General features: G+C 67.8%; 12 protein-coding genes. 5 read left to right on the top strand and 7 right to left on the bottom strand.

Features of this window, described 5'->3' with window-relative positions; genetic code table 11:
• Positions 1–183: 183 nt before the first annotated feature.
• Both AB0I43_RS05965 and AB0I43_RS05960 read left to right on the top strand, forming a co-directional pair.
• On the top strand, positions 184–732 hold the full coding sequence (locus tag AB0I43_RS05965; protein WP_356971689.1) for a DUF4282 domain-containing protein: 549 nt from the start codon (positions 184–186) through the stop codon (positions 730–732).
• Between the two features lie 236 nt (positions 733–968).
• Positions 969–1,847 carry a helix-turn-helix transcriptional regulator gene (locus AB0I43_RS05960; RefSeq protein ID WP_356971687.1) on the top strand — a complete coding sequence of 293 codons (879 nt, stop codon included), beginning with the start codon at positions 969–971 and terminating at the stop codon, positions 1,845–1,847.
• Between the two features lies 1 nt (position 1,848).
• On the opposite strand, the gene AB0I43_RS05955 is transcribed toward AB0I43_RS05960, so the two are convergent.
• Positions 1,849–2,274 (bottom strand): MarR family transcriptional regulator, encoded by a 426-nt coding sequence (locus AB0I43_RS05955; RefSeq protein ID WP_356971685.1) that lies wholly within the window; start codon positions 2,272–2,274, stop codon positions 1,849–1,851.
• A gap of 86 nt (positions 2,275–2,360) precedes the next feature.
• Here AB0I43_RS05955 and AB0I43_RS05950 point away from each other — a divergent pair, with 86 nt between their 5' ends.
• Positions 2,361–3,839: an MFS transporter gene (locus AB0I43_RS05950; protein ID WP_356971683.1), complete on the top strand. Its 1,479-nt coding sequence runs from the start codon at positions 2,361–2,363 to the stop codon at positions 3,837–3,839.
• A gap of 70 nt (positions 3,840–3,909) precedes the next feature.
• On the opposite strand, the gene rfbC is transcribed toward AB0I43_RS05950, so the two are convergent.
• Both rfbC and rfbA read right to left on the bottom strand, forming a co-directional pair.
• Entirely contained in the window at positions 3,910–4,458 is a 549-nt protein-coding gene (gene rfbC, locus AB0I43_RS05945) for a dTDP-4-dehydrorhamnose 3,5-epimerase (RefSeq protein ID WP_356972233.1), read from the bottom strand.
• Between the two features lie 2 nt (positions 4,459–4,460).
• Entirely contained in the window at positions 4,461–5,381 is a 921-nt protein-coding gene (rfbA, locus tag AB0I43_RS05940; protein WP_356971681.1) for a glucose-1-phosphate thymidylyltransferase RfbA, read from the bottom strand.
• Positions 5,382–5,642: 261 nt separating this feature from the next.
• Here rfbA and AB0I43_RS05935 point away from each other — a divergent pair, with 261 nt between their 5' ends.
• The gene (locus tag AB0I43_RS05935) at positions 5,643–6,626 is read left to right on the top strand and encodes an alpha/beta hydrolase (protein WP_356971679.1); all 984 of its coding nucleotides are present in this window, start codon (positions 5,643–5,645) and stop codon (positions 6,624–6,626) included.
• 270 nt (positions 6,627–6,896) lie between these two features.
• Here AB0I43_RS05935 and AB0I43_RS05930 read toward each other — a convergent pair whose 3' ends face one another.
• Entirely contained in the window at positions 6,897–7,607 is a 711-nt protein-coding gene (locus AB0I43_RS05930) for a hypothetical protein (protein WP_356971677.1), read from the bottom strand.
• A gap of 200 nt (positions 7,608–7,807) precedes the next feature.
• Positions 7,808–8,515, bottom strand: coding sequence for a hypothetical protein (locus AB0I43_RS05925; protein ID WP_356971675.1), 708 nt, complete (start codon positions 8,513–8,515; stop codon positions 7,808–7,810).
• Between the two features lie 306 nt (positions 8,516–8,821).
• Between AB0I43_RS05925 and rfbB the strand changes: the two genes are divergently transcribed.
• The gene (gene rfbB, locus AB0I43_RS05920; RefSeq protein WP_356971673.1) at positions 8,822–9,838 is read left to right on the top strand and encodes a dTDP-glucose 4,6-dehydratase; all 1,017 of its coding nucleotides are present in this window, start codon (positions 8,822–8,824) and stop codon (positions 9,836–9,838) included.
• A gap of 70 nt (positions 9,839–9,908) precedes the next feature.
• Here the strand turns inward: rfbB and AB0I43_RS05915 are convergent, their stop codons facing one another.
• The gene (locus tag AB0I43_RS05915; protein WP_356971671.1) at positions 9,909–11,810 is read right to left on the bottom strand and encodes a glycosyltransferase; all 1,902 of its coding nucleotides are present in this window, start codon (positions 11,808–11,810) and stop codon (positions 9,909–9,911) included.
• Positions 11,811–11,882: 72 nt separating this feature from the next.
• Positions 11,883–12,416 carry a GtrA family protein gene (locus AB0I43_RS05910; protein ID WP_356971670.1) on the bottom strand — a complete coding sequence of 178 codons (534 nt, stop codon included), beginning with the start codon at positions 12,414–12,416 and terminating at the stop codon, positions 11,883–11,885.
• Positions 12,417–12,524: the final 108 nt, after the last annotated feature.

Here is a 12,524-nt window from a genome sequence, read left to right as displayed (position 1 = left end):
ATTCCCCGATAGATCTGGGTCCTGCTGGTCCTGCTGCGTTCATGGGTCGTATCGACACCAGGTAGCTCCAGCGTTACGGATTGATCGGAAACTTCTTCGTGAGTGTCGGATTCGTCTCACCGGGGCAACGCCGCTATCAATTTCCGGTTGGCCGGTGTAGGCGAATAGGTGCAGGATCGCGCCATGAACGATGACGCCGCGGAGGTCCCGCTGGACCCCGAGGAGTACGAGACCGAATCTCGTTGGATCACTTGGAAAGACCGCTTCTCCCGGCCCCGCGAGGTCGAGGAGGAGCCGCCCGCCGAACCGTTCCGCAGCCCGCGGGCGTTCCGCGAGTGGAGCGTCGAGGCGGCGCGTGCCCTGCTGGATGTGCAGTTCCACCGCCCCGCCACCCGCACCCTGCTCCCGCTGGCCTACATCCTCGGCCTGGCCGGGGCGGTGGCCGTCCCGGTCGTGCTGATCGTGCTGATGTGGCGGATATCGGCGGTGCTGGGGGTGCTGGCCGTCCTGATCGGCATCCCGCTGGGACTGACCATTGCGGCGGTGGTGCGTCTGCTGCTCGAGTTCCTGGTGAATGCCTCCCGCTTGGCGACCCGCGTGGAGCACATCAGCGAGCTGGCCGACGACCTGTTCCAAGCGCTCTCCGATGTGGCCGAACCGGTGAACCAGCTGTCCGAGGATGTTCGCGCGGTCCAGTTCTGGCGGTTCCGGAAAAGGGGCCTCAAAAAGTAGATAACCTGCCTAAATTCCCCAATCAAGCCTACACCTAACCCCTTTGGCATGATTGTGACACTGGCGTACCTGTGTTGGTCGACGTACGCTATGTCAGATTTGCTGTGAAACAATGCTGTTCGAGTGTCCGGGTCACGACGACGGACGCTGGTAGGGAAGCGTCGTACCGGTGGCAGTGGAGGTGCCGCCGGGTAGTCGGCGCGCGGCCCGGTGCCGTATCAGTACGAGGGGGAAGCATGGCTTTACCGCAGGGAACAACCGGATCGACCATGCCGCGCCGCCAGCTCGGCCGCCAGCTGCGCGAGCTGCGCACCCGGGCTCGCATGACCACCCGCACCGCCGCTCAGCAGCTGGAATGGTCGGAAGCCAAGATCTGGCGGATCGAAACCGGTCAGACCTCGCTGCGCAGCCTCGACGTCGAGGCCATGTGCAAGATCTACGGCGCGCCCGAAGAGCTCGTCGCGCCGCTGGCCGCGCTGGCCAAGGAGACCAAGTCGCGGGGCTGGTGGACCAGCTTCGGCGACGTGATACCCGAGGGCTTCGATGTCTACATCGGGCTCGAGGAAGCCGCCCGCGTGCTCACCTCCTACGAGAACGAGCTGGTCCCGGGCCTGCTGCAAACCGAGGAGTACGCCCGCGCGCTGATCGTGGCCGGTCGCCCGAGCATGCCGGCCGCCGAGGTGGAACGGCGCGTGCAACTGCGCCTGGCGCGCCAGCAGCTGATCCTGCGCAGCGAGTCGCCGGTGCAGCTGGACGTCGTGATCAGCGAGGCGGTGCTGTGGCGCCGGATCGGCGGCTCGGCGGTGACGGCCGCGCAGCTCGAGCATCTGCGCCGGGTCTGCGATCTGCCGAACGTGCGCGTGCAGGTGGTGCAGTCGGAGTCGGAGTTCCACGAGGGCATGGAGACCGGCCGCTTCGTCATGCTGGAATTCCCCGAGGGCGCGATGGGGGAGCGCCCCGAGCCGCCGGTGGTCTACATCGAAGCCTTCACGGGCCCGGTGTATTTGGACAAGGCGCCCGAAATCGACCGCTACCGTGCGGCTTTCGCCGACATCAAGGCGGCCTCGGTGGACGCCCGCGCGATCATCGAGGACGCCCGGGCCAGCCTGGTCTGAGTCAGCGCCCGCAGGCGGGCTTGGATTCCCAACTGGCGGCGAGTGTTTCGCGATGCGTGGGCAGCGCCGCCTGGTAGGTGGCGCGCCCCTTCTCGGTCAGGCACACGAAGACCGCGCGCCGGTCGTCGGCGCACATGCGCCGCGAGACCAGGCCGTCGCGCTCCAGGCGCGCCACCGTGCGGGACAGTGCGCTCTGGCTCAGGTGGATGTCCTCGGCCAGATCGCTCATCCGGTAATCGCCGCAGTTCGCTTCGACCAGCCGATCCAGCGTCTCGAACTCGCTGAGTCCGATCTCGTGCTGGTGCTGGAGCGCTTTCTCCAGGGCACAACTGACCGTCGCGTGACGATCGAGCAGCTCTCGCCACTCGCCCACCAGCCCGGAGGCGGCGCTGCCCCGGGCTGTCTCGAGAAGAGACGGCTTCGACATGCCCACATCTTAGTGAGTCGAGGCGTTCTATGCAAACGCATTAGATGTGTTGACATCTAATGCGCGTGCATGCAATTGTTTCGATCATGACTTCACCGGCAACGCTCTCGGCCGCCAAGCAGGCGACCGATCCGACACAATGGACCGCGCGGCTCTGGGGCATGCTGATCACTCTCTGCATCGTGCTGTTCCTCGACGGACTCGATGTCTCGATGATCGGAGTCGCGCTCCCCTCCATCGGCGCCGAACTCGATCTGTCCACCTCCACCCTGCAGTGGCTGGTCTCCGGCTACGTCCTCGGCTACGGCGGCCTGCTGCTGCTCGGCGGCCGCACCGCCGACCTGCTCGGGCGGCGCAAGGTCTTCCTGATCGCCCTGGCCGTCTTCGCGATCGCCTCGCTCGCCGGCGCCTTCGTCAGCTCCGGCCCGCTGCTGATCATCACCCGCTTCATCAAGGGCCTGGCCGCCGCGTTCACCGCGCCGACCGGTCTGTCGATCATCACCACCAACTTCGCCGAGGGCCCGGCCCGCAACAAGGCGCTGTCCATCTACACCGTGTTCGGCGCGGGCGGCTACTCCATGGGCCTGCTGTTCGGCGGCCTGATGACCGGCCTCGGCTGGCGCTGGACCTTCCTGCTCCCGGTTCCGGTCGCGGCCGCCGCCCTGATCGCCGCCTACTACCTGGTGCCCAAGGACAAGCCCGCCGAAGAAGGCGGACACGACATCCTGGGCGCGGTGCTGTCCACCGGTGCCATGCTGCTGCTGGTCTACACCGTGGTCACCGCTCCCGAAGTGGGCTGGACCTCGGCGCGCACCCTCGGATCGTTCGTGGTCGCCGCCGCCCTGTTCGCCGGATTCGTCGCCGTGGAAAAGCGCGTGCAGTACCCGCTCATCCGCCTGGGCATCCTGCGCAAGGCCAGCCTGGTGCGGGCCAGCCTCGCCATCATCGCGGTCGCGGGCTCCTACTTCAGCTGGCAGTTCATCACCACGCTGTACCTGCAGGAGACCCTCGGCTGGTCGCCGCTGAAGCTGTCGCTGGCGCTGCTGCCGGTCGGTCTGCTGGTGGTCGCCTCCGCGTTCGTCTCCGACAAGCTGGTCGACCGCTTCGGCACCGGCCCGATCATCGCGGTCACCATGGTGGTCATGGCGCTGGGCTACCTGGCCTGGCTGCGCCTGGACACCGCGCCGAGCTACCTGCTGGTGCTGCTGCCCGCGCTGCTGCTGATCGGCATCGGCTGGGTCGGCTTCCCGGCCATCAACATTCAGGCCACCAGCGGTATCGACGACGACGAGCAGGGCTTGGCGGCCGGCGTACTGCAGACGGCCATGCAGGTCGGTGCGGCGATCATCCTGGCCGTGACCACCGCGATCATCACCAGCGGCGCGCACGCCGACAAGAGCCCCGCCGCCGTGCTGGACACCTACCGGCCCGGCCTGGAGTTCGCCGCCGGCGTCGCGATCGTCGGAGCCCTGGTCGCGCTGACGGTCTTCCTGCCCAAGCGCCGCAGGATCGTGGCGCCGCAGGAGGACACCGAGCTGAAGCCCGCCCTGGAACCCGTCGGCTGACCCTCATCCAGCCGACCGAAAAGCCGAACCCCACACGGGCAGTGTGGGGTTCGGCTTTGTCGTCACGACCTCAGGAAAACGGCGGCGCGGCAGTGTCTTTGGCCGACCGGACGTAGGTCAGTCGCTGACCGTCCCGGCCCAGCTCCGGCCACCGGATACCCAGCTCGGGATCGAAAGCGTCGATGTCCCGGTCGAATTCGGGCGTGTACTCCAGCGAGCACAGGTAGGTCACCGTGGACCGGTCCTCCAGGGAGAGGATCGCGTGCCCGAGGCCCTCGGAGAGGAACACCGACCGGCGGTCCACGTCGTCGAGCAGCACGCTGTCCCACTGCCCGTAGGTGGGGGAGCCGGGCCGCAGGTCCACCACCACGTCGAAGAAGGCGCCGCGCACGCAGGTGACGTACTTGGCCTGGCCCGGCGGGTCCTCGGTGTAGTGGATGCCGCGCAGCACGCCGGCGGCCGAGACCGAGGTGTTCACCTGGCACAGGTCGAAGGTGCGGCCGGTCGCCTTTTCGAACTCGGAGGCCTTGAAGGTCTCGGCGAAGGTGCCGCGGTCGTCACCGAGCAGGCGCGGGGTCATCACCCACGCGCCGGGCACCGCGAGCTCCCGGAACTCCATCCTCACCAATCCCACCTGGGCGCACGCCCGTCCGACGGCACCGAGCCCTTGCTCTGGTCCGGGCCCTGTGCCAGCAGGCCGAGCAGGTAGCTGCCGTATCCCGAGCGCACCAGCGGCTCGGCCTGTTTGCACAACTGTTCGTCGTCGATATACCCCATTCGCCAGGCGACCTCCTCGGGCACGCCGATTTTCAGGCCCTGGCGTTCTTCGATGGTGCGCACGTAGTTGGCGGCGTCGAGCAGCGAGTCGAAGGTCCCGGTGTCCAGCCAGGCGGTGCCGCGGGCGAGCACGTCCACGCGCAGCCGCTGCTGCTCCAGGTAGGCGCGGTTGATATCGGTGATCTCGTACTCGCCGCGGGCCGAGGGCCGCAGCGTCTTGGCGATCTCCACGACATCGTTGTCGTAGAAGTACAGCCCCGGGATCGCGTAGTTGGAGCGCGGCTTCTTCGGCTTCTCCTCGATCGACACCGCGCGCCCCGCCTCGAACTCGATGACGCCGTAGGCGGTGGGGTCGGAGACCCAGTAGGCGAACACCGCGCCGCCCGCCAGGTCGGCGAAGCGGTTCAGGCTGGTGCCCAGGCCGGGGCCGTGGAAGATGTTGTCGCCGAGCACCAGTGCGGCGCTGTCGTCGCCGATGTGGTCGGCGCCGAGCACGAACGCCCGCGCCAGCCCGTCCGGTTCCGGCTGCACCACGTAGTCCAGTGCGATGCCGAACTGCGAGCCGTCGCCGAGCAGGCGGCGGAAGGCCGCCGCGTCCTCGGGGGTGGTGATCACCAGCACGTCCCGGATGCCCGCGAGCATCAGCGTGGACAGCGGGTAGTAGATCATCGGTTTGTCGTAGACCGGGACCAGCTGCTTGCTCACCCCGCGCGTGATCGGGTGCAGCCGTGAGCCGGTGCCGCCCGCCAAGATGATTCCGCGCATGCCCAGGAGTCTGCCAGTCGCGCTACGCGACGTCGCACCCGACGTCGGACCGGTTCCGACATGCCTACGAAAGCATCACGGAGGTTTAGCTTCTCGGCGATTCGGGCCAATCTTGTCGCATAGGTCACATTCACGTGGTCTCCTGAGTCGAAGCGTTGTGAAACAACGCCGTGTGAGATGTCAGCGCCGATGTCTCGCCTGGTTCCGGCGGTGACCCCGTCGACGGTCGGGCACGGCGCGCCAGTGGGAAGCAGGTGCGCGATGACCGCGATCGGTGTCGGCGAAGTAATGAACCCGGATGGACCCAGCCCGGCGGCGCGCCTGCTCTTGGCGACCTGCACCTCGGTGGTGCGCCCCGCGCTGCGGGTAGCCCCGATCACCCGGGCCACCATCCCGGTCGGCGCGTTCGCCATCGACAATCTGGCCCGGCTGCGCCCGGGGCCGCGCGGGGTCGAGCGCGAGCAGGTGACGCTGCACGGGTTCCGGATGGAGATCCTGCGCCCGGCCGGCGGCTCCAAGTCGCTGCGCAACGGCGCCATGCTCTACATGCACGGCGGCGGCTTCGCGGTCTGCGGCATCACCACGCACCGGCCGGTAGCGGCCAGCCTGGCCCGCCGCACCGGCGGACCCGTGGTGAACGTGGAATACCGTCAGCTGCCCGGCCGCAGCATCAGTCAGTCGGTCCAGGACTGCCTCACCGCGTATCGCTGGCTGCTGCGCAAGGGGGCGGACCCGTCCCGCATCACCTTCGCCGGCGATTCCGCGGGCGGCTACCTCACCTTCGCCACCGCGCTGGCGGCGATCGAGGCCGGCCTGCCCGCCCCGGCCGGGTTGATCGGCCTGAGCCCGCTGCTGGATCTGGACTACGCCGCCAAGCGGGACTACATGAATGTCGCGCGCGATCCCTACATCCCGCTGTCCGCGCTGGCGGCCGTCGTCCGCATCGGCGCCGAGATCGACGGGCGCCTGGACCCGATGCTCTCACCGGTGAACGGCGCGCTGGCCAGCCTGCCACCGGTGCTGCTCATCGCCGCCGAGGACGAAGTGCTGCGCTACGACTGTGAACTCATGGCGCAGCGGCTCACGGTGGCCGGGGTGCCGAACACGGTGGAGCTGTGGCGCGGCCAGGTGCACGCGTTCATGAGCATCGCCCCGGGCCTGCCCGAGGGGCGCAAGGCGCTCGGCCGCGTCGCCCGGTTCGTCCGGGCGTGCACCGAACCGGCGGAGGAAGCGCGCACGGCCTGATTGGGCTCGGACGGTCTTGACTCCGGTCGGCCGGACGAGCATGAACCCCCGCTCCCGGACACGGAGCGGGGGTTCATTTGTGCGGCGGGAGTTACAGCGTTCGGCTATCGAGTTAGCGCTGTGTTAGGAAATGCTCACGCTATTCGGTAAGCCGACTGTCGCGAATTAGACTTCCTCGGTTAATCATCCGTTCACCTATTGCTGAATGTCATTCGGAAATAGCACAACCCCGCCCGGAATTCCGGGCGGGGTTGTCTCGGCTCAGCCGAATTACTTGGGCGCCGGGGCCGGCGGGGTGAAGGGGGTGCCGATGGTGGCGAAGTACTGGATAGCCGCGCCGATGGCGACCGGTCCGGTGACGAAGATCTGACCGGCCAGGGTGCCGAGAGCGCCGACGAGCAGGACGCCCGCGATGCAGCCCGCGAGGAAACCGGCGGGCAGGCCGAGTAGGGCGGTCAGGGCCGAGGACAGGACCGCGCCGGTGGCGCCGCCGAGGACGCAGCCGACCGCGGCGCCGCCGAGGCCGCCGACGAGGGTGCCGATGGTGGCGCCCATGGAGATGGTGGAGGTCATGCGGGACCAGGCGGCCTGCTCACGCTCGTACTCGGTCTTCCAGGGGGCCTGGTTCTCGAAGGGCAGGGCGACCGGCTTGTAGACGGCCTTGTTCATGTCGAGCTGCGGGGTGAGGGTGGCGGTGCGGCCGGAGATGTCGGCGGCGATGGGAAATTCGAACTCGTCGATCTTCATGATCAGCGGGGTGCCCGCGACCAGGTTGCCGGCGGCGTCCTTGATTTTGAGGGCGCCGTCTTCGGCGACGATGGAGCCCTGGTCGATGGACAGGATCGACTGGGTGTCGGTGCTGTCGATGGTGTAGTTGATCGGCGCGTCGGTCTCGGCGGGGGCCGCGTTGACCGTACCGGCGGTGACACCGAGGGCGGCGATCAGCATCGCCGAGGTGGTGGCAAACTTCTTGAAACGCATGGGTTTTGGTCCCTCATCAGTTGCATTGTGCGAATGATTGCGACCGGAAACTGAGTTCGCAAACTGTCAGTAACTCGGCCGGGCCGTGGAGGGCCCTGCTCGGCGGCTGCCGGGCAGGGCCTCAGGCTCGATGTTCAGTTGTGCGAATTCGATTGTTGGTTCAGTTGTGTCGGTCCAGCCGGAGCTGGTCGCGCACCTGGCTACTTGGCGGCCGGCGGAACCGGCGCCGGAGCGCTGATGGTGGCGAAGTACTGGATGGCCGCGCCGATGGCGACGGGAGCGGTCACGAGGATCTGGCCGGCCAGGGTGCCGAGAGCGCCGACGAGCAGGACGCCCGCGATGCAGCCCGCGAGGAAACCGGCGGGCAGGCCGAGCAGGGCGGTCAGGGCCGAGGAGAGCACGGCTCCGGTGGCGCCGCCGAGGACGCAGCCGACGGCCGCGCCGCCGAGGCCACCGACCAGGGTGCCGATGGTGGCGCCCATGGCGATGGTGTCCTTCATGCGGTTGAAGGCGGCCTGCTCACGCTCGTACTCGGTCTTCCACGGCGCCTGGTTCTCGAACGGCAGGGCGACCGGCTTGTAGACCGCCTTGTCCATGTCGAGCTGCGGGGTCAGCGTCGCGGTGCGGCCGGAGATGTCGGCGGCGATGGGAAATTCGAACTCGTCGATCTTCATGATCAGCGGAGTGCCCGCGACCAGGTTGCCGGCGGCATCCTTGATTTTGAGGGCGCCGTCCTCGGCGACGATGGAGCCCTGGTCGATGGACAGGATCGACTGGGTGTCGGTGCTGTCGATGGTGTAGTTGATCGGCGCGTCGGTCTCGGCCGGGGCCGCGTTGACCGTACCGGCGGTGACGCCGAGAGCGGCGATCAGCAGCGCCGACGTAGCGGCGAATTTCCTCATCAGCATTTGGTTTTGAACCTCGATGTAGAGCGTTCGGAGGGGACTAACTGATCGAAATCTAGACCAGCTAACGGGTGGTGAACCGTTTGTGACCTTTAATTCAAATTTTGTTCACCAAACGGACTCGACGCGCGGTGCGCTCCGGGAAATACACACTCCGAGCACGCATTTCGAATTGTGGCAAGACTTCGAGTAGGCATTTACCCGGCGCTAGTGTGACGAACGCCACTCAGGCGACTCTCAGGTGCCGCCGCAGCGGCCGCTTGCCGCCTCCGGGAACCGGGGCGGCGGCGCCGACGTAAAGTTCTCGGTGTGCGCTTGCTCGTAACCGGCGGAGCCGGATTCATCGGTGCGAATTTCGTCCACCAGACCGTGGCCCAGCGCCCCGGCACCACGGTGACGGTGCTGGACGCGCTCACCTACGCCGGAAACAAGGCCTCACTGGACGGCGTCGCCGACCGCATCGATTTCGTGCACGGCGACATCGCCGACCTGGATCTGGTCGACGAGCTGGTCAGCGGCGTCGACGCCGTGGTGCACTTCGCGGCCGAGTCGCACAACGACAACTCGCTCACCGAGCCGTGGCCGTTCATCCAGACCAATATCGTCGGCACCTACTCGCTGCTGCAGGCGGTGCGGCGCTACGACGTGCGCTACCACCACGTCTCGACCGACGAGGTCTACGGCGACCTCACCCCGGACGAGGCGCGCTTCACCGAGCACACCCCCTACAACCCCTCCAGCCCCTACTCGGCCTCCAAGGCCTCCAGCGATCTGCTGGTGCGCGCCTGGACCAGGTCCTTCGGTGTGCGCGCCACGCTGTCCAACTGCTCCAACAACTACGGCCCCTACCAGCACGTGGAGAAGTTCATCCCGCGCCAGATCACCAATCTGATCGACGGCGTGCGCCCCCGGCTCTACGGCGCGGGCCATCAGATCCGGGACTGGATCCACGTCGAGGACCACAATCGCGCGGTCTGGGACATCCTGGACCGCGGTCAGCTCGGCCGCACCTATCTGATCGGGGCCGACGGCGAACTGGACAACAAGACGGTGGTCCAGCTGATCCTCGCGGAGTTCGGCCGGGCGCCCGACGATTTCGACCACGTCACCGATCGGCCGGGCCACGATCAGCGCTACGCCATCGACGCCTCGGTGCTGCGCGACGAGCTGGGCTGGTCGCCGCGCTACGCGGATTTCCGGGCGGGATTGAAGGCCACGGTCCAGTGGTACCGCGACCACGAGGATTGGTGGCGGCCGGAGAAGGCCGCCACCGAGCGCGCCTACGCCAGCGCGGGCGAACGCACGCTGGACGCGACCGCCGAATAGCGCGTGGAAAGTCCCACTCCGAGCGACGAAGCCTCGATGGTCGCTCGGAGCGGGACGAAGGAAGACTCGGTCAGTCCGCGTCGATCCCGTAGAGCCGGGCCCAGTTCTCGCGACTGGTCAGCTCCGGCACGGCGGCCCGATATTCGGCCGTCAGGCGCGGCAGATCCTTGCGCAGGCGGCGCAGCACCCGCAGCGTCCGCTTCAGCAGCTGACGCGCGCGCTCCTTGTCCCGCACCCGGACGCGCACGCCCGACTGCGAGGCGTCGGTGACCACCACGTGGTCGAACAGCGAGACGTGCCACCAGTGCGCGTCCTCGCGGGTCACGGCGACCACGCCGTGCTGGGTGCGCCCGGTCCACTGGCTCACCGCGCGCTTGACCAGCACCAGCAGATCGCGGCTGGGCTGGCCACCGGCCCGGCGCAACTGGATGTCGGCGGTGCGCACCGGCGGCTTCGCGGCGGCGTGCTTGGCCGTCTCCGGGTAGTCGCCGCGACTGGTGCGGGCCCGGGCCAGCGCGTCGATTCCGCCGTCGCGCAGCACCTTCGGGCCTTCCAGGAAGTCCTCGATGCCCTGCAGCGTGGTGTGCGCCAGGCCGTACTGCATGCCCACCAGGTACTCGGCGATATTGCGGAACAGCTGGCGGGTGATCTTCTTACCGTCCAGATCGGCGTGCATGGCGCCGACGATCAGCGAGTTCCGGGTGCTGAAGTAGCGCGCCCAGTCGTCGAAGTCCTTCCAGTAGAAGTCGGCGTGCCAGACCGCGGCGTTGGGCAGCGTGACGGTGACGAACCCGTTCTCCCGGGCCCGCACGCCGTACTCCACGTCGTCCCACTGGAAGAAGATCGGCACCGGCAGCCCGATCTTCGCGACCACCTCGGCCGGGATCAGGCAGGTCCACCAGGCGTTGTAGCCGGCGTCGACGCGCCGCTCCTGGTTCTTCTTCAGCATGGAGGTGTTGCGCAGCGCCTTGGGCACCTTCTGCCCGTGCTTGAGCTCGTGCAGATGCACCTCCTCCGCGCCGACGTTCAGGAAGTCGGGGTTGAGCAGGAACAGCATCTGCGCGCCGACCAGCGTGGGCTCCACCGTGAGGTTGGCGAAGGCGTTGAGCCGCAGCACCGTTTCCGGTTCGCAGAGGATGTCGTCGTCCATCAGGATGACGTCGGCGTGCTCGTTGACCGCGGACACCTCGTAGAGGCCGCGGGTGAACCCGCCCGCGCCACCGAGATTCGGCTGCCGGATATACCGCAGCTTGTCGCCGAAGACGGGCAGCGTCTCCTGGAAGCGCGGCCGGTCCTGCACCAGATCGGTGCCCTGGTCGACGACGTAGACCGCGTCGATGGCGGCCAGCACGGTGGCGTCGGAGGCCAGTGCGGCAACGGTTTCCGCGCAGTCCGCGGCGCGGTTGAAGGTGCAGATCGCGATGGCGACCGGGCGCATGCGCTCCGGCGCGGCCACGGTCCAGGTGAGTTCGGTGACGGCCAGCGGCCCGCCGAGGGCGTCGAACTCGAGCCACAGCGCGCCGCCGTCGACGTACTGGTCCAGCGGGGCGGTCAGCGTCAGCGCGCCGCTGGCGTCGACGTCGGCGGAGCCGATGATGCGGCGGTGCCCGGCGATGTCGGAGGCGACGATCCGGACCAGCGCCTTGCCGGTCACCTCGAGCACCATGGTGGCCCGCACCTCGGTGACCACCGTCCAGCGCTGCCAGTAGGCAGCGGCGAACCGGCCGAAATAAGTGTTGGTGTGTGCCGTCGCGCCCTTTTCCAGGCGCAGTTCCAGGCGCTCGCGGTGCGCGCGGCCCTTGACCACGGCGTAGAGCTCGTCGCTGATCTTCGCCGACGGCCCGGTGAAGATGCCGCGTTGCACCACCAGCCGGTCGGGGGCCCGGTGGTCGACCCGTAGGGCGGCCGGGGCAGCTTCTGCTGACGGCTGGTCGTTCGTTTCGGTAACGGCCTCGGTAGCCGACTGCTCCATGAAGTCCTCGAAATCCTGATTGTGCCGACGGGTTGCCGTTCGCGGCGGCAGTGAGGATATCAATCCGGACCCTTACGGGTGCGGTTTGGTTCCGGTGAACACGAACTTGTTGTAGGCCCAGTAGCGAAAACCCACCGCGACCGCCTGGCCGATGAAGGTGCCGGAGATGTTGTCCGACAGCGGAGTCGACAGGTCGAGCACGTAACGCGAGAATCCGAGACACCCCAGCTGCAGCGCGATCGCCACCACATTGAACACCGCGTACAGCACATATTCGCGCCCGGGATTATCGGTTTGCTGATCGGCGAAGGTCCACCACTTGTTGCCGAAATAGGTGACCACGGTGGCCACCAGGATCGCGATGATCTTCGCGGCCAGCGGCTGGTGGTACAGCACGCCCTCGCCACCCCAGAACACCAGCAGGTTGTAGGTGCCCGCGTCGACCAGGAATCCGATGCCGCCGACGATCAGGAAAGCGCTGCCCTTGCGCAGCGCGGAGAGCAGCTTGGCGACCAGGTTCGGCCCGGGTTCGGCGGCGGTCACGGCTTCGGTGGCAGCGACCGGCGGCGGATCCGGGTATGACACGGGCTGCTCGGGGTAAGACACTGATCGAACGGTACCTGAAGGCAAGTGCGCGGCAGGCCGTATGGCCCTGTACCCTCCCGGTGTTCCCTTTCACCGCCGACATCGCGGTGCGAGCTCAGAGCCCGGAGG

The sequence above is a fragment of the Nocardia sp. NPDC050435 genome, assembly GCF_040655395.1.
GTDB lineage: Bacteria > Actinomycetota > Actinomycetes > Mycobacteriales > Mycobacteriaceae > Nocardia.
The sequence above is the reverse complement of the archived record's forward strand: the minus strand, read 5'-3'. Positions and strand labels throughout refer to the sequence as shown.